This is a genomic window from Sphingomonas sp. Leaf339 (genome assembly GCF_001426195.1).
Lineage (GTDB): Bacteria > Pseudomonadota > Alphaproteobacteria > Sphingomonadales > Sphingomonadaceae > Sphingomonas.
Genome location: NZ_LMRS01000012.1, coordinates 325,650 through 342,849, shown reverse-complemented (window position 1 = coordinate 342,849; position 17,200 = coordinate 325,650). Strand labels below are relative to the sequence as shown.

Annotated in this window: 10 protein-coding genes; 6 read left to right on the top strand and 4 right to left on the bottom strand. The window is 65.8% G+C overall.

What is annotated here, in order from left to right; all coding sequences use genetic code 11:
* Positions 1-24: 24 nt before the first annotated feature.
* The 3 genes from ASG67_RS08385 to ASG67_RS08375 all read left to right on the top strand — a co-directional run bounded on the left by ASG67_RS08385 (position 25) and on the right by ASG67_RS08375 (position 6,153).
* Positions 25-2,946: an endonuclease/exonuclease/phosphatase gene (locus ASG67_RS08385; RefSeq protein WP_235535116.1), complete on the top strand. Its 2,922-nt coding sequence runs from the start codon at positions 25-27 to the stop codon at positions 2,944-2,946.
* 118 nt (positions 2,947-3,064) lie between these two features.
* Positions 3,065-4,795 carry a type I secretion system permease/ATPase gene (locus ASG67_RS08380; protein ID WP_235535115.1) on the top strand — a complete coding sequence of 577 codons (1,731 nt, stop codon included), beginning with the start codon at positions 3,065-3,067 and terminating at the stop codon, positions 4,793-4,795.
* On the top strand, positions 4,792-6,153 hold the full coding sequence (locus tag ASG67_RS08375; protein WP_056528219.1) for an HlyD family type I secretion periplasmic adaptor subunit: 1,362 nt from the start codon (positions 4,792-4,794) through the stop codon (positions 6,151-6,153). The genes ASG67_RS08380 and ASG67_RS08375 overlap by 4 nt, the downstream gene beginning before the upstream one ends.
* Positions 6,154-6,159: 6 nt before the next feature.
* Here ASG67_RS08375 and ASG67_RS08370 read toward each other — a convergent pair whose 3' ends face one another.
* From ASG67_RS08370 to ASG67_RS08360, 3 genes are all read right to left on the bottom strand, one after another.
* Positions 6,160-6,879, bottom strand: a complete 720-nt coding sequence (locus tag ASG67_RS08370; protein ID WP_056528217.1) for a FadR/GntR family transcriptional regulator — start codon at positions 6,877-6,879, stop codon at positions 6,160-6,162.
* Positions 6,880-6,946: 67 nt separating this feature from the next.
* Entirely contained in the window at positions 6,947-7,741 is a 795-nt protein-coding gene (locus ASG67_RS08365) for a GDSL-type esterase/lipase family protein (protein WP_056528214.1), read from the bottom strand.
* Positions 7,738-8,709 (bottom strand): alpha/beta hydrolase, encoded by a 972-nt coding sequence (locus tag ASG67_RS08360; RefSeq protein ID WP_056528211.1) that lies wholly within the window; start codon positions 8,707-8,709, stop codon positions 7,738-7,740. Before ASG67_RS08360 ends, ASG67_RS08365 begins: the two co-directional genes overlap by 4 nt.
* Positions 8,710-8,900: 191 nt before the next feature.
* Here ASG67_RS08360 and ASG67_RS08355 point away from each other — a divergent pair, with 191 nt between their 5' ends.
* From ASG67_RS08355 to ASG67_RS08345, 3 genes are all read left to right on the top strand, one after another.
* Positions 8,901-11,117 carry a WD40/YVTN/BNR-like repeat-containing protein gene (locus tag ASG67_RS08355; protein ID WP_056528208.1) on the top strand — a complete coding sequence of 739 codons (2,217 nt, stop codon included), beginning with the start codon at positions 8,901-8,903 and terminating at the stop codon, positions 11,115-11,117.
* A 5-nt stretch (positions 11,118-11,122) separates the two neighbouring features.
* Entirely contained in the window at positions 11,123-12,736 is a 1,614-nt protein-coding gene (locus ASG67_RS08350; RefSeq protein WP_156460733.1) for a DUF5597 domain-containing protein, read from the top strand.
* Positions 12,737-12,798: 62 nt separating this feature from the next.
* Positions 12,799-15,678, top strand: coding sequence for a TIM-barrel domain-containing protein (locus tag ASG67_RS08345; RefSeq protein ID WP_056528203.1), 2,880 nt, complete (start codon positions 12,799-12,801; stop codon positions 15,676-15,678).
* Positions 15,679-15,776: 98 nt separating this feature from the next.
* On the opposite strand, the gene ASG67_RS08340 is transcribed toward ASG67_RS08345, so the two are convergent.
* On the bottom strand, positions 15,777-17,135 hold the full coding sequence (locus tag ASG67_RS08340) for a glycoside hydrolase 5 family protein (RefSeq protein WP_056528200.1): 1,359 nt from the start codon (positions 17,133-17,135) through the stop codon (positions 15,777-15,779).
* Positions 17,136-17,200: the final 65 nt, after the last annotated feature.

The window sequence follows — 17,200 nt, the reverse complement described above, 5'->3', positions numbered from 1 at the left end:
TGGCGAATTTTTCGGGGGATCGTCGTGAGCGCAGAATATTGGAATCTTGGGACCGGCGATTTCAGCCAGAACTGGACCGACACCAACCAGATCACGGCCGACGATAACTGGAACGGCGTGCGCAGCATCGTCGGTTTCCGAGGCGACGACCTGACGACGCAGACCGGCGCCGACCCGCGGCTTATCACCACCACCAGTACGGTGGTCGACGTCAACGCCAACCAGACCAGTCCCAACACGTTCAACACTGGCGGCATCGCCGAATTCCAGATCGCCAATCCGACGATCGCGATGCAGGGATCAGGGACCGCCGACGCGCCATACCTCGCGCTGTATCTGAACGCCGCCGGCCGTCAGAGCGTGACGCTCAGCTTCAACCTGCGTGATCTGGACGGCAGCGTCGATAATGCGGTGCAGCAGGTGGCCGTCCAGTATCGCCTGAACGACACCAGCGCGTGGGTGAACCTGTCTGCCGCCTACACCGCCGATGCGACCAGCGGTCCCAGCCTCGCGACGCTGGTCACGCCGGTCAGCGTCACCTTGCCCGCCGACGCGAACGATGCGGCGACGTTGCAGGTCCGCATTATGACCACCAACGCGATCGGCAACGACGAGTGGGTCGGCGTCGACGATATCGTCGTGACGTCCAGCGGGAACAGCAATCCGCTGCCCGGCACCCTCAACATCGCCGATGCCAGCACGATCGAGGGTGACAGCGGCACCCACGATATCGCGTTCACCGTCTCGCGCGTCGGCGGCAGCGACGGCGCGGTCGATGCGACCTATACCGTCACCTTGCCGGGCGGTGAGGGCGGCGCAAACGCGGCCGATTTCGCCGGCATCACGCTGACCGGCACCGTCAGCTTCGTCACGGGTCAAAGCACGGCGACGATCAAGCTGCCGGTGGCCGGCGATATGATGCCCGAATCGAATGAGAGCTTCACCGTCACGCTGTCCGCACCCACTGGCGGCGCATCGCTGGGGCAGGCTATTGCGACCGGCACGATCCTGAACGACGACATCCTGCCGCTGCTGATCGGCCAGATCCAGGGGGAGGGGCATAGCTCCGCCTATGTCGGCCAGACCGTGCTGACCAACGGCATCGTCACTGCCGTCGATAGCAACGGCTTCTATCTGCAGGATCTGGGCGACGGCAACGCGCGCACGTCGGACGGCATCTTCGTCTTCACCTCGACCGCACCCGACGTCTTTGTCGGCGATACGCTGTCGGTGCAGGGGCAGGTCTCTGAATTCCGGGCCGGCACCGGTGGCCTGACCGTCACCCAGATCGTCTCGCCGAGCATCGCGGTCGAGAGTTTCGGTGATGCGCTGCCCGATGCGATCCTGATCGGCGCGAACGGCTTGCTGCCTCCATCGCAGGTTATCGATGACGACCGGTTGACGAGCTACGACCCCACCACCGATGGCATCGATTTCTGGGAATCGCTGGAGGGGATGCGCGTCACGATCGACAATCCCCTCGTCGTATCCAACACCACGGCCGACAGTTTCGCCGAAACCGACGTCGTCGCCTCGCTGGGCGTTGGCGCGACGGGGGTGAACGATCGCGGCGGCATCACGATCTCGCCGGGCGATTATAATCCTGAAAAGATCCAGATCGACGGCGACAGCGCTATCTTCAGCGGCTTCACGCCGAATTACAGTGTCGGCGACCAGTTGAGCAGTGTCACCGGCATCGTTAACTATGCTGCCGCGCATTACGAGGTGCTGGTTACCGAGGCGGTAACCGTGACCAAGGACGTGACGCTGCAGCGTGAGACGACGACGCTGACGGGCGATGCCGACCACCTGTCGATCGCTACCTACAACCTTGAAAATCTCGACCCGTCGGATGGCAAGTACGACGTGCTAGCCGCCAACATCGTCGACAATCTGCGCGCGCCCGACATCATCGCCGTGCAGGAGATTCAGGACGCCAACGGCGCCGCATCCGGGGGCAGCCTGTCTGGCACGACGACCGCGCAGGGGCTCATCAACGCGATCGCCGCGATCAATGGTGCCCGCTACGCCTATGTCGAGGTGGCACCGGCCACCGCCAACAGCACGGGCGGCGAGCCCAATGGCAACATCCGCAACGGTTATTTCTACAACCTGGATCGCGTCGATTATGTCGAGGGCAGTGCCCAGCTGATCACCGGGTCGGCCTATAACGGCACCCGCAATCCGCTGGCCGCACAGTTCGCCTTCAATGGCGAGACGATCACGACGATCAACGTCCACTTCACCTCGCGCGGCGGCAGCGACCCGTTGTGGGGCGCGACCCAGCCGCCCGCCGATGCCGGCGACGCGGCCCGGACGGCGCAGGCGGCAGGCGTGAAGGCATATGTACAAGACCATCTCGCCGACGATCCGTCGCTGCATTTCGCTATCCTGGGCGACTGGAACGGCTTCTACTTCGAAACCGCACAGACCCAGTTGACCGATCCGACAAAGGGCGGGGTGTTCACCAACCTGAATACGCTGCTGCCGGAGGAGGAGCGCTATAGCTATCTGTTTGATGGCAATGCTCAACAGCTGGACAACATCCTCGTCACCGGCGGCCTGCGCAATGGCGCGCAATATGATGCCGTCCATCTGAATTCGCAGTTCGCCGGCGATCGCCCGACCGACCACGATCCGCAGCTCGCCCTGCTGAAATTGGGATCGTCGGCCACGGTTGCTACGACGCAGGATACCGAACGTCAGGCGATCATGGACTACGCGGTCGACGATGTCTTCCGGTTCGACAATCTGGGGTCGCAGGAGCGGCTGGCTGTCGATGACGCTGTATCGCTCTACACGGCGGCCACGGCGGCGCCGGCGATCGACCATGGTACCGCGTCGTTCACCTGGGCGGACGATCTCGCGATGGTCGATGATGCGACTGGTGGCTTCCATCAGTGGATACTCCGCGATCACGCGCCGATCGAACTGCATAGCTATTGACGGGGGGCGGGGTCGATTACCGGTTTTACCGGGATCGGCCCCGCCGACATGACCATCGACCGGCCGCGTGGATCGGACTATCGATAGCGCGGCGCGGCGGATGGCAGGTACGGGAACGATGACTGATCTTCTTCACCCCGGCGCCGCGATGCAGGCGGCGTTGGCGCGATGCCGCCGTCATTTCGTTTCAGCGGCGGGGTTCAGCGCGCTCGTCAACCTGCTCTATATCGTCCCGACCCTCTACATGTTGCAGGTGTACGACCGCGTCGTGCCGACGCAGGGCGTCCAGACGCTGTTCTTCCTGACGATGGTGCTGCTGTTCGGGCTGGCGACGCTGTCGCTGCTCGACCGGGTCCGTTCGCGGCTGCTGGTGCGGGCGGGCGTGTTGCTCGATGCCAGCGTCGCGCCGCTGCTGCTCGACGCCACACTCGGCCGGCCGGAATCGGCCGTGGCGCGACAGGCGCTGCGGGAGTTCGATACGATGCGCGGCACGCTGACCGGGCCGGGCATGCTAGCGCTGTTCGATGCGCCGTGGACGCCGATCTATGTCCTCGTCTGTTTCCTCGTCCATCCGCTGATCGGCCTGCTCGCGCTGGCAGGCGCGGTGATCCTGCCGATCATCGCCTGGCGCAACGAACGCGCGACGCGCGGCCGGCTCGACCGGGCGCAGGCCGCGGCGGCGCAGGCCTATGCGGGGCAGGACGCCATCCTGTCCTCGGCAGAAAGCGTCCGCGCGCTGGGCATGCGCCGCGCTCTCGTCGCGCGCCAGTTGCGCCAGCGCGAGGCGATGCTGACGCTCCAGACCGAGGCGGGGTTCAAGGCGGGCAGCTATTTCACCGCCACCAAATTCGTCCGCCTCGCCCTGCAATCGCTGGCGCTGGGGCTGGGCGCCCTGCTGGCGATCGACAATATGATCTCGGGCGGCGCGATCTTCGCCGCATCCTTCCTGATCGCGCGCGCGCTGGCGCCGATCGAACAGTTGATCGGCACGTGGAAGGGGATCGTGCAGGCGCGCGGCAGCTATCGCAGCCTCGATACGCTGCTCGCCGGTCATGGCCCCGGCCATGACGCCACCCGCCTGCCGGACCCGCGCGGGGCATTGCGTCTCGATGGCGTCACCGTCCTGAACGAGACCCGTGACGGCGCGATCCTGAACGCGGTGTCGCTGGACATCGCCGCCGGCGAGATCGTCGCCATCGTCGGTCCGTCGGGCGCCGGCAAATCCACGCTGCTGCGCGCGATCACCGGCGCCTTGCCGATCGATCGCGGCACGGTGCGGATCGACGGCGCCGACATCACCGACTGGGACCCCGAGCGCCTAGCCCGCCACATCGGCTATCTACCGCAGGACGCGGTGCTGTTCGAAGGCACGGTGAAGGAGAACATCGCCCGCTTCGCCACCGAACTGAACGGCGCGCGCGAGGAAATCGATGCCGCCGCCGTCGCCGCCGCCGAAAAGGTCGGCGCCGATACGCTGATCCTGCGGCTGGCCGGCGGCTTCGACCATCGGCTGCGGCTGGGCGGTCGCGGCGTCTCCGCCGGACAGGCGCAGCGTATCGCGCTGGCGCGGGCGGTGTACGGCGATCCGGCGTTGTATGTGCTCGACGAACCCAACGCGCATCTGGATGCCGAGGGCGATGCCGCGCTGAATGCGGCGCTGGTCAGGCTGAAGGCGGAGGGCCGGACCGTGCTGGTCGTTTCGCACAAGCTCAGCATCCTGCCCGTCATCGACAAGCTGCTGGTGCTGCGGGACGGTCGCGTCGAACTCTATGGCCCGCGCGACGAGGTGTTGCCCAAGATCGCGCCGCCCAACCTCCGCCGCATGGTGCCGCAGGCGGTGGCGTCATGAGCGACGCGCTTGTCCTGCCGCCGGTGAACCAGCCGCCGCTCGCCAGCGCCACGATCGGCGATCCCGCGCGCGACATCCGCCACGGCCTTATCATCGCCGGGCTGTTCTTCGTCGTCTTCCTCGGCTGGGCCGCGACCGCGCGACTGGATGCGGCGGCCTATGCGCCCGGCACATTGGTCGTGTCCGGCCAGCGCCAGTCGGTCCAGCACCGGGAGGGCGGGGTGGTCGGCGCGATCTATGTCCGCGAAGGCCAGCGCGTGCGACAGGGCCAGTTGCTGCTCCGGCTCGCTGCTGCCGACGTGCTGGCGCAGGAGCGCGCGCTGTCCGCGCAGGCGATCCGGCTACTGGCGCAACGGGCGCGGTTACAGGCCGAACAGCTTGGCCAGACGCGACTGGCGACGCCACCAGAATTCGCCGCCCTACCCGAAGGCGACCGGGCGGAGGCCGCGCTGGCGCTGCGCCTGCAACAAAGCGAACTCGCTGCCCGCAATGCCACCCTGTCGGCGCAGCGCGGTGCGCTCGGCCAGCGGGCTGCGCAATCGGGCGAGCAGGGCCGGGGCTATGGCACGCAGGTCGTCTCCGCCGTGGAACAGCTGCGCCTGATCGACGAGCAGATCGACGCGCTGAAGCCGCTCGCCGAGCGCGGCTTCGTCTCGCAGACGCGGCTGCGCGAGCTGGAACGCGCCCGCGCGCAACTGGTCGGCCAGCGCGGCCAATACACCGCCAGCGTCGCCCAGACCCGCGAAGCCGCGCGCGAAAGCCAGATCCAGGTGCTGGAGGCGGAACGAACCTTCCGCGAACGGACCGCCGCCGACCTGCGCGATGTCGATGGCCGGCTGGGCGAGGTGATGCCGCGACTGGCCGCCGCGCGCGACCAACTGGCCCGCACCGATATCCGCGCCCCCGCCACCGGCGCCGTGATCGGCCTGACGATCTTCACCCCCGGCGGTGTCGTCGCGCCGGGCCAGAAGCTGATGGATATCGTGCCGGAACGCACGCCGCTGCGCATCCAGGCACGGATCGCGCTCGACGATGCCGACGATCTGACCGTCGGCCAACGCACGCTGGTCCGCTTTCCCAGCCTGCACGAACGCGACCTGCCCAATCTGGAGGGGCGACTGACCCGCCTGTCCGCCGACGCGCTGACCGACGAGAAGACCGGCGGCAGTTATTTCACCGGCGAAGTCACGGTGCCGCGCGATCAGTTGCGCGTGCTGGGCAATCTGCGCGGCGGCGGGTTCGAATTGCGCGCCGGTATGCCGGTGCAGGTGCTGGTGCCGCTGCGCAAGCGGACCGCGCTGGATTACGCGCTGGAACCGCTGCTCGGCGCATTCTGGTCGTCATTTCGCGAGCATTGACCGGTATCAGTCGGCGATCAGGTCCAGCACGTCGCTGACGATTTGCTGCATCGCCGCCCGCGCACCGGCGATATCGCGAGCGGCAATCCGTTCCGCTACTGCCTGGTGGGCGGCGATATCGGCGGATCGCCCCTTGGCGCGGTTGGTGTAGGTGATCGAACTGCGCAGCGCGGTCGACACGACCGCCTCGAGCTGCCCATAGAAAGGGTTCTTCGACGCCCTGAGGATGCTGGCGTGGAACGCGATGTCCGCTTCCAACGGATCATCGTGCCCCGCCTCGGCTGCCGCCATTCGCGCGAGGCAAGCATCGATCAACGCAATGTCCTCGCCGTCGTGGAATTGCGCCGCCAGCGCTGCCGCCTCTGGTTCGATACCGATGCGCAACTGGTTGAAATGGCGTAGCAGTTCGACCGAAAATTGCCGGCTGAGCAACCAGCGCAGTACATCGGTATCGAACAGGTTCCAGGTCGTCGTCGGTTGCACGATCGTACCCTGTCGGGGGCGAGCACTCACCAGCCCTTTGGCCGTCAGCATCTTCACCGCCTCGCGCGTTACCGATCGGCTGACCCCGTGCAGCCGTGCGATTTCCGCTTCGGTGGGGAACGGGCGGTCCCGATATTCGCCGGTCACGATCGCCTTGCCCAGCACGTCGAGCATGCCATGGGTCAGGTTCCGGCCCAATCCCGCCCGTCCGCGCGGGTGATTATCGACGATCAGATCGCTCATCCGTGCAGCATGCCGACAGATAACCCGACTGTCACGCTGATCGATCGCGGCAGTGGAACCTACTTTATCATCTGTCTTTCAGCGCCTGCATGATCGCCGCCGCCGCAACCGGCGCCATTCGCGCGTACCCCGCGGCGATCGGGTGGATGCCGTCGCGAGTATAAGCCGCATCCATCAACCCCCGTGCATCACGCAGGACGGCCGCGTAATCGGCAAAGCCATATCCCCGCCGCCGGGCGAGATCGCGAAGCCGCACGTTGATCGCCGCCAACGTCGCCGGCTGCCGCTCGCGCACCACATCGCGGGCGGCGGGGGTGTAATCGTTGACGGGCAGGATCGACGCCAGCACGACGGCGATGCCGTGTGCCCGTGCGATATCGGCCATCGCCTCGATATTGGTGACGATGCCGTCCGGCGTCTCTTCCTGCAGCAAGCCCTGCACGTCGTTGACGCCGCCCAGGATCACCACGGCGCTCGGGTGAATAGCCACCACGTCCTGCTGGAACCGCACCAGCATCTGCGCCGTCACCTGACCACCGATCCCCCGGTTGATATAGGGTTGGTCGGGGAAGCTGCTCGCAAGACTCCAGCCGTCGGTGATCGAATCGCCGATGAAGACTACCCGGCGCTCCCCCGACCGGGGCGGCGGCAGCGCGGCGTTGGCGGCGCGGTAGATGTATCGCTCGCCAAAATCCTTCATCATGCTGGGCACCAGCCGCTGCCGATACGGCCCCAGCACCGGTCCCCAGTCACGCTCCGTCACGACCCGCCGTGCGGCGCTGCTGCGATAACGCGGCGGTTCGGCCTCCGCTGCGGCGATGCACAGCAGCGCGGACGTCGCGATCGCCACCCGCCAGTTCATGCGCGGAACACGCCCTGTCGGGCGGCATAGGCGGCGAACAGCGTTGGCCAGATCGATGCCGGCTTTTCCGCCGCCAGTCGCACGCCAAACCCATGCCCACCCTGATCGAACGCGTGCAATTCGGCTGGGCGCTTTGCCGCCAGCATCGCCTGATACAGGGCAAGGCTGTTCTGGATCGGTACCGTGCCGTCATCCGATGCATGCGCCAGGAAGATCGGCGGAGTCGTCTCCGTCACCCCGAGTTCCACCGACGCCCGCTTCCGGGAAGAGTCATCGGCGTTCGCACCCAATAGATTATCGCGCGATCCGCCATGCGTGAACGGCGCCGACAGGCTGACCACCGGATAGATCAGCCCGGCCAGATCGGGGCGGGCCGGCAGGCGATCGGTCGAATCGATCGCCGTATAGGTCGGCTCCGCATGTCGCGTCGCCAGCGATCCGGCGAGATGCCCGCCGGCCGAGAAACCGAGCACCGCAACCCGGTTCGCTTCGATCCCGAAACGGCCGGCATGAGCACGGATCAATCGCATCCCCCGTTGCGCATCCTGCAACGGCACCAGCGAGCGATCGGCCCAGCCCTCGCCCGGCAAACGGTACAACAGGATAAAGGCCGTCACGCCCCGCGCGTTCAGCCAGCGCGCCTGCTCCTCGCCCTCATTGTCGTATGACAAAAAGCCATAACCGCCGCCCGGCACCAGCATCACCGCCGCGCCATTGGGGTTGGCGGCACGTCGAACGATCAGAGCGGGCTGGGCGATGCCAGTGATCGAGCGATCATGAAAAGACGGGTCCTTTGACCGCTCGTTGACCTTGCGCACCGGCAGCGTTGCCGGCGTTCCCGGCGCCTTGCCCGGCCAAAGCGGCAACAGGTCCGCACCTGCGGTCGGCTGGGCGATGCCGCGCGAGGCGCTCATCATGCCGGCGGCGGCAAACCCAGTCAGCAGGGTACGGCGTGAGGGGGTCATCATGCGATCATTCCCATCAAATTAAATGGTCGAAACAGAGCGAGATACAATGCCCGGCTGGTGGATGGATCGTCCAGTATCCAAATGAATTGATGCCATCGCGCTTGCATTACTGTTTGGTAGCGGTATCTCCGCTGCAATGGCAGCGAAGTTGCCTAGGTCCGCATCGATGCCGGACAATGATTGGGAGTGGAATGCGCGCACGCAAAGGCTTCGGTACCGGCATGGCGATGCTGGCGATGGCATTGGCCACGACCGGCGCGCTGGCGGACGTGCCATATCGCTGGACCAGCGTAACGGTCGGCGGCGGCGGCTTCGCCCCAGGCATCGTCTTCAGCCCGGTCGAACGCGACCTCGCCTATCTGCGCACTGACATGGGCGGCGCCTATCGCTGGGATGCCCGTGCGCGCCGGTGGATACCGTTGCAGGATGATCAGGCAATCTCGAACTACATGGGTATCGAGAGCATCGCGCCCGATCCCGTCAGTGCCGGCATCGTCTACATGGCGGCCGGCATGTATTCGGGCGGGCCGGCGGCGATCATGCGATCGGCGGATCGTGGCGTGCATTGGCGAATCGTATCCGTGCCGTTCTCTATGGGCGGGAACGAGGACGGACGGGGCCTTGGCGAACGGCTGGCGATCGATCCGCATCGTCACGACACATTGTTCTTCGGATCGCGACACGACGGGCTGTGGCGCAGCGACGATGCCGGCGCGCGGTGGCGCAAGGTCACAGGCTTTCCGCTGCCGGGCCTCGGGAAACCGCAGCAGCCCACTGTCACCCATGGCGGCCTGTCGTTCGTCCTATTCGATCCCATGCGGGCCGGCCGGGCGTATGTGGCAAGCGCCGATCCCGGCGCGGCGCATTTGTTCAGCTCGGACGATGGCGGGGCGCACTGGGCAGTCGTGTCGGGCGGTCCGCCGGCCGATCTGTTGCCGGTGAAGGCGGTCATCGGCCGCGACCATGTCCTGACGATCACCTACGCGGATCGGATCGGCCCGATCGGCATCACCCGCGGCGCCGTATGGCGGCTCGCGACGGACACCGGCTCGTGGACTGATGTGACGCCGGAGGGCCCCACGGATGCGCAACCTGGCGGCTATATGGGCGTAGCCGTGTCGGCACAGGACCCACGCGTGATCGCCGTCTCGACCGTCGATCGGTACAAGCCGGTCGACACCGTCTGGCGGTCGAAGGACGGCGGCGCGCATTGGGACGAACTGTGGCGGCGCAGCGTACGGGACGTCGCCGGCACTCCGTTCCTCGATTTCGACGGCAAGGCGGATTTTGGCCACTGGATCGCCGGGCTCGCGATCGATCCCTTCGATGCGGGCCATGCGGCCTATGTCACCGGCGCGACCGTCTATGCGACGGACGGATTCGACCGACCAGGCTCGATGCGCTGGACGCCGTGGACGGCCGGCATCGAACAGACCGCGATCCTGACGCTGATCAGCCTCACCGGCGGCGCGCCGTTGATCTCCGGGTTCGGCGATATCGGCGGGTTCAGGCACGACGATCTCGGTCGTTCACCCCCGCGCGTCCACCGCGGTCCCTTCCTCACCCACACCAATACGCTCGATTATGCGGGACGGGCGCCCGCCGTGATGGTCCGCAGCGGCAACACCCACACGCCGGTCGTACCCGGCGCATCGCTGGCATGGTCAGACGACGGCGGCAGCAATTGGCGCCCGCTGATCACGCCGCCATCCCCCCCGCGCGCCGACGGATCGATGCCGCCGGAACGCACCGGCAGCGCCGCGATCACGGTGTCCGCCGATGGCGGCACCTTTCTGGTCGAACTCGACCGGCCCATGCTGACCCGTGATCGCGGGCGCAAGTGGATCGCCGTTCAGGGCCTGCCGGCGAAGGTGCGCGTGACCGCGGACAAGGAAGACGCCGACCGGTTCTATGCCCTCGATATCGCGCAAAACCGGTTGCTGCGCAGCGTCGATGGTGGCGCGACATTCGCCCCCACTGCGGCGCAGGGACTGCCTGCCGATTTGCTCGGCGCCCGTACCCGAGGTCGTGAAACGCCAAACCCGCTGCTCGCGACCCCCGGCCGCACAGGTGCCTTGTGGCTGAAAGTCGGGCCGGACCTGTACCGATCGACCGACGGCGGCGACCACTGGACCCGGACGACGGGCGAACTGGTGATTGACTTCTACGGCCTCGGCCACAGCGCACCGGGCAACTCATGGCCCGCGATCTACGCGGTCGGTCGCCGGGATGGCATCACCGCCGTCTGGCGTTCGATCGACGGCGGCGCCGCGTGGCAACGAATCAATGACGACCGCCATCAATGGGGTTTGCGCTTCCGCGTCATCATCGGCGATCCGCGCCGTTATGGCCGGGTGTATATTGGAACGGACGGGCGCGGCATCGTCTATGGAGACGCGGTTCAATGAATAAGATGATCGGGCTTTGGGCCGTCAGCCTTGCCAGCCTGGCGATGCCGGCGGTCGCGCAACAGGCATCACCGGTGCCGCGCATCGAGACGAAGGACGGCCGCCATGAGCTGATCGTCGATGGCGCGCCTTTCCTGGTGTTGGGCGGGCAGGTCAATAATTCCAGCAACTATGCCGTGTCGCTGCCTGCCGTCTGGCCGATGCTCGATCGCATCCACGCCAACACGGTCGAGATTCCGGTCGCTTGGCAACAGATCGAACCGGTTGAGGGCAGGTTCGATTTCTCGTTCCTCCAGACCCTGCTCGATCAGGCGCGCACCCATGACAAGCGTATCGTGCTGCTCTGGTTCGGCACGTGGAAGAATACGTCGCCCGGCTATATGCCCGCCTGGGCCAAGCTCGACAATCGCCGCTTCCCGCGCATGAAGACGAAGACGGGCGAGGATCACTACGTCCACTCGCCCCACGCCCGCGCCACGCTCGACGCGGACAAGCGCGCGTTCGTGCAGGTGATGAGGTATCTGCGCGATAACGATCCGCAGAACACCGTCATCATGGTCCAGCCGGAGAACGAGGTCGGAAGCTATCGCTCGCCGCGCGATTACGGCGCGGCGGCCAATCGCCTGTTCGCGCAGATCATTCCGGATGCGCTCGCCCGGCGCGTCGGCAAGCGCGGCACATGGTCTGCCGCGTTCGGTGCGCAGGCCGATCGCGCCTTCAACACCTGGTACACTGCGTCTTTCGTCAACGAGATCGCGGCCGCGGGCAAGGCGGTGAAGCCGCTGCCGATGTACGTCAACGCCTCGCTCGCTGGCCCCTCCAACGTCCCCGACCCGACCGGGGTGGCGAGCGGCGGCCCGCAGCAGGACGTGCTCGATATCTGGAAGGCGGCGGCCCCCGCGATCGATTTCGCCGCGCCCGACATCTACGATCGCGCCAGCGGCAACGTCGCGCTGTACCTCGAAAAATACGCCCGTCCCGACAATGCCCTGATGGTGCCGGAGATCGGCAACGCGAAGGAATTCGCACGCTTCCTCTACCCCACGCTTGGCCATGGCGGCATCGGCTTCTCGCCGTTCGGCATGGATGCGACCGGCTATTTCAACTACCCGCTCGGCGCCGCGACGCTGGACGACGCGACGCTCGATGCCTTCGCGCTTCCCTACAAGGCGCTGTCCTCGATCATGCGCGACTGGGCGCGGATCGCGTTCGAGCGGCCGACCTGGGGCGTCGCCAAGCCCGATGACGGCACCGCGCAATCGACCACGATGGGCGGCTGGACGATCACCGCCAGTTGGGGTGCGTGGCAGTTCGGGCAAAAGGACTGGACGTGGATCAAATCCTCGCCACCGCCCTGGGCTGACCAGCTGGTGGGCGGCGTCGCCGTCGCGCAGATGTCGGCGGACGAATTCTTGGTCGTCGGCGACCATGTCCGCCTCGAATTCGGGACCGCCAAGGGCGGCGCAGCCAACGGCATGGCCGTCAGCGTCGAGGAAGGCGGCTTCACCGATGGCCGATGGGTCACGCAACGCGTGTGGAACGGCGACCAGACCGATTACGGCATCAACCTGATTGACCGGCCTCAGGTGCTGAAGGTCACGATGGGTCGCTACCGCTGAAACGAACGAAGGGCGCCGGTCGCATGATCGATCGGCGCGAACAGGATTGAGGACGGATGCACATGAAGAAACTGATGATCGCCGCGCTGTTAACGGGTAGCGCTATCGCCACCGCTCATGCTGCGGATCGCAAGGGCGGCTTCACGAAGATCGATGGCGGCATCGCGGTCACGCCCGCCGGCGGGCCGGCCGCGCGGGTCGAGCTGACCGTCCACGGCGACGGCATCATCCACGTCGTCGCCGCGCCGGCGACCTCGATCGGCGTCACGAAACAGGCCAGCCTGATGGTGCCGCAACCGCCAAAGGCGGATCGCTTCACGGTGGTCGAAACCGCCGGCCATGTGCAGGTGAAGGCCGCACGCACCACCGCCGATGTCGATCTCGCCACGGGCAAGGTCCGCTTCCTCGACGCCACCGGTCGCGTCGTTTTGGACGAGGCCGGCACGCCCGAGTTTCGCCCGACGCTGATCGACGGTCGCCAATATGTCACCGCCACGCAGCAGTTCAATCGCGGCACGGACGAGGGGCTTTACGGCCTTGGCCAGCACCAGAACTCGCAGATGAACTACAATGGCGAGGACGTCGAACTCGCCCAGCACAACATGGATATCGCCGTGCCCTTCGTGGTCTCGACCAAGAATTATGGCATATTGTGGGACAATGACGGCATCACCCGCTTCGGCAATCCGAAGCCCTATGCGCTCGTCGGCGCCGATGCGATGCGCGTCACCTCGGGCGGCAAACCCGGCTGGACGGCGCAATATTTTCTCGACGGCAAACCCGTGGTGACGCGTCAGGAAGCGACGATCAACTACCAGTATATCCGTGATCAGGTGAACTGGCCGGAAGCCGCCAAGGCCAGGACGGCGGCGGCGACCGGCGGCCAGAACACCGCCGGCAACGCGGTGCAGAAGCAGACCGTGATCTGGACCGGCACGGTAACGCCGGACGTTACCGGCGAGCAGAAATTCCAGCTCTACGGGTCCAGCTATTTCAAGGTGTTCGTGGACGGGCGCGAGGTGCTGAACCGCTGGCGGCAGAACTGGAACCCCTGGTACGCCAATTTCACCGCGCCGATGACCAAGGGGAAACCCGCCAGGATACGCATCGAGTGGGAGCCGAACGCCGGCTACATCGCGCTGCTGCACAATGATCCGCTGCCCGCCGCCGATCGCCATTCGGTCTGGTTCACCAGCGACGTCGCCCGCGCCGTCAATTACTGGTACGTCCCCGGCCGCGACATGGACGATGTCATCGCCGGTTATCGCCAATTGACCGGCAAGGCGGTTATGATGCCCAAATGGGCCTATGGCTTCTGGCAGTCACGCCAGCGTTACGACACGTCGAAAGAGATGATCGACGTGGTCGAGAAATATCGCGGCCTCGGTATCCCGCTCGATAACATCGTCCTCGACTGGCGCTATTGGCGCGACGACGACTGGGGCAGCCACCGCTTCGATCCCGCCCGTTTTCCCGATCCCAAGTCGCTGGTCGCCAAGGTGCACGACCTGAACGCGCACTTCATGATCTCGGTCTGGCCGAAATTCTATCCGAAGACCGACAATTACAAGGAGTTCGCCGCCAAGGGACTGGTCTATCAAGGTAATCTGAAGATGGGCAATGTCGACTGGGTCGGACCGGGGTACAAGAATACCTTCTACGATCCCTATTCGGCGGAGGGTCGGTCGATCTTCTGGCGGCAGGTGAAAGACCAATTGGCGACGTTGGGCATCGATGCCTGGTGGGCGGACGCCAGCGAGCCGGACATGCATTCCAACCTGTCGATCCCCGAACGGATCGAGACGATGGGGCCGACCGCGCGCGGCCCGGCGGCGGAGTATTTCAACAGCTATCCGTTGATGAACGCCACCGCCTTCTATGACGGCTGGCGCAGCTATAAGCCCGACGTGCGGCCCTTCATCCTCACCCGTTCCGGGTTCGGCGGGTTGCAGCGGACCGGCGCGGCGATCTGGTCGGGAGACGTCGCCAGCCGCTGGTACGATCTGCGCGCGCAGATTTCGGGGGGCGTCAACGCATCGATGTCGGGCATCCCCAACTGGACGCACGATATCGGCGGCTTCGCCTTGGAGGATCGTTACGCCAGCAAGACGCCGAAGCCCGCCGATCTGGACGAATGGCGCGAACTGAACCTGCGCTGGTTCCAGTTCGGTGCGTTCAGCCCGCTGTTCCGCAGCCACGGTGAATCGCCGTACCGCGAGATTTACGAAATCTCGCCCGAAGGATCGCCGATGCGCGCATCAATGGTCTGGTACGACCAGCTTCGCTATCGCCTGATGCCGTACATCTACACCGTTGCCGCCGACACATGGCACAAGGACGGCAGCATCATGCGCGGCCTCGCGATGGATTGGCCGAACGACGTCCGCGCCCGCGACATCGCCGACGAGTATCTGTTCGGCGACGCGTTCCTTGTCGCGCCGGTCACGGAGTATAAGGCGCGTACCCGTCAGGTGTATCTGCCCGGCACCGGCATGTGGTATGATTTCAGCACCGGCAACGCCTATCGCGGTGGCCAGTCGGTGACGGCGACCGCGCCGTTCGAACGGATGCCGCTGTTCGTCCGCGCTGGCGCGATCGTGCCGATGGGGCCGGTGATGCAATATACCGATCAGCACCCCGATGCGCCGCTGACGATCGCGGTCTATACCGGCGCCGATGGCCGCTTCTCGCTGTACGAGGACGACGGCACCAGCGAGCAGTATCGCCGCGACGCCTTTGCGCGCATCCCGATGCGCTACGACGACGCCACCGGCACGCTCACCCTCGGCGCGCGGGAGGGCAAGGGTTACGACAAGATGCCCGCTACCCGCACCATCCGCGTCCGCTGGGTTTCCGCCGGCCATCCGGTGACGGACGACGGTGCGGGCGATGCGGAGGTGACATACACGGGAGCAGAGGTCAGCCTCCGCCGTCCAAACTGATAACTGGGCCGGGGAGAGCCATGCATCGTCTCCCCGGCCGCCACCGCCACCGCGTTGCTCCTCAGCGCGCGGCAAATGGGTAGCGTTGATTGGCGGCGCTACAGCCGTGCCATCACCGCCGCATGCGCCCGGATCACGCTTTGCGTTCCGACATCGCTGTCGAACACGCCGTACCAGCCCTGCGGCTCGTGCGGCGGATCGCCCATATAGCCCAGGTCGCCACGCTCGAACCGGTGGTCGGCATGTGGAGTGCGCGCCTCGCCGTTCCACGCCCAGAAGTTCGAACCGGCCAGCGGCCCGCCCGCCTTTACATTCGCCTCGATCGCCGCGTAGATCTGGCGATAGAACCGGTCTTTGTAGGCGGTGGTGATCGACGGGTCGTACGCATCGCGCCCATCGCGGGGATATCCGAATTCCTCGATCACCAGCGGCTTGCCCAGCGTGTTCGCCATACGGATATGCACGTCGATATATCCCGCTACCTTCGCCGCACCCGCATCATAGGTACCGGCGAGATTGCCGGGGTCCATCCAGCTCCAGTTGTTCGGCCAGATATGCGTCGTCAGATAATCGATCGATGCCGGCCGATGCGCGGCCAGCACGATGTCTTCGCGCTCGATCGATCCCTTCAAACCCTCCGACCCGGTGGATACGAGGTGATGCGGATCTAGCGTCTTGATGTAACGCGCGGTCTCGTCGACCCAGCGATAGAAATTCGGCAGGTTCGCCGCCGCCACCGCATCCGACCCGCCGGGGCGCGGTTCGTTGGCCAGTTGCCACGCCATGATCGTCGGGTCGGCGGCATAGGCGATGCCGGTGACGCTGTTCTTCCGCGTCACCACCGCCCGGATGTAATCGCGGTACATCGCCTGTGCCTTTCCGTTGGCATAGAAGGCGGCGTTCCAGTCGGGAAATTCCGGCCATGGGTGTGCGGGATCGTTCATGTTGATGAACCGCCCGCCGTTCACCCACGACAAGTATGTCATCATGCCGCCCGACCATTCCCAGAAATTGGTCAGGTAGATGACCGCCGTCATGTCCCGCTTCGCCATTTCGGCGAGCGTCCAATCGAGCCCCTTCAGCAGATCCTCATTATAAGTCGCGCTCTTGTCGCGAAAGCCGGGCGTGATCGAGTTCTTCAGCGGCGATAGCTCCGCCGACCCCAGCAGGCGCAGGTTGCGGACCCCCAGCGCCTGCAACCGGTCCAACTCGCGCGTCAACCGCGCCCGGTCGCCATAGGCAGTCTCTGCACCCAGCCACGCGCCGTACCAGATGTTCGCCCCGACATAGCGGTAAGGCGCGCCGTTGCGGCGAAAGTGCAGGCCATCGACCGTGACGAATGCCGACTTTGGCGACGTGCCGCCCGGACCCTTGCTCCCCGACCCAGCGCCGGTCGTACAGGCGGCCAGCAGGGCGCCGCCGGTCAACAGGATTCCACGCCGGCTTATAGTGGTCATTGGTCCGTTCCCTCGGGTTCCGCAAAAGTCACGTCGCCGGTATGCGGTGGGGAAGGGGGCGTAAA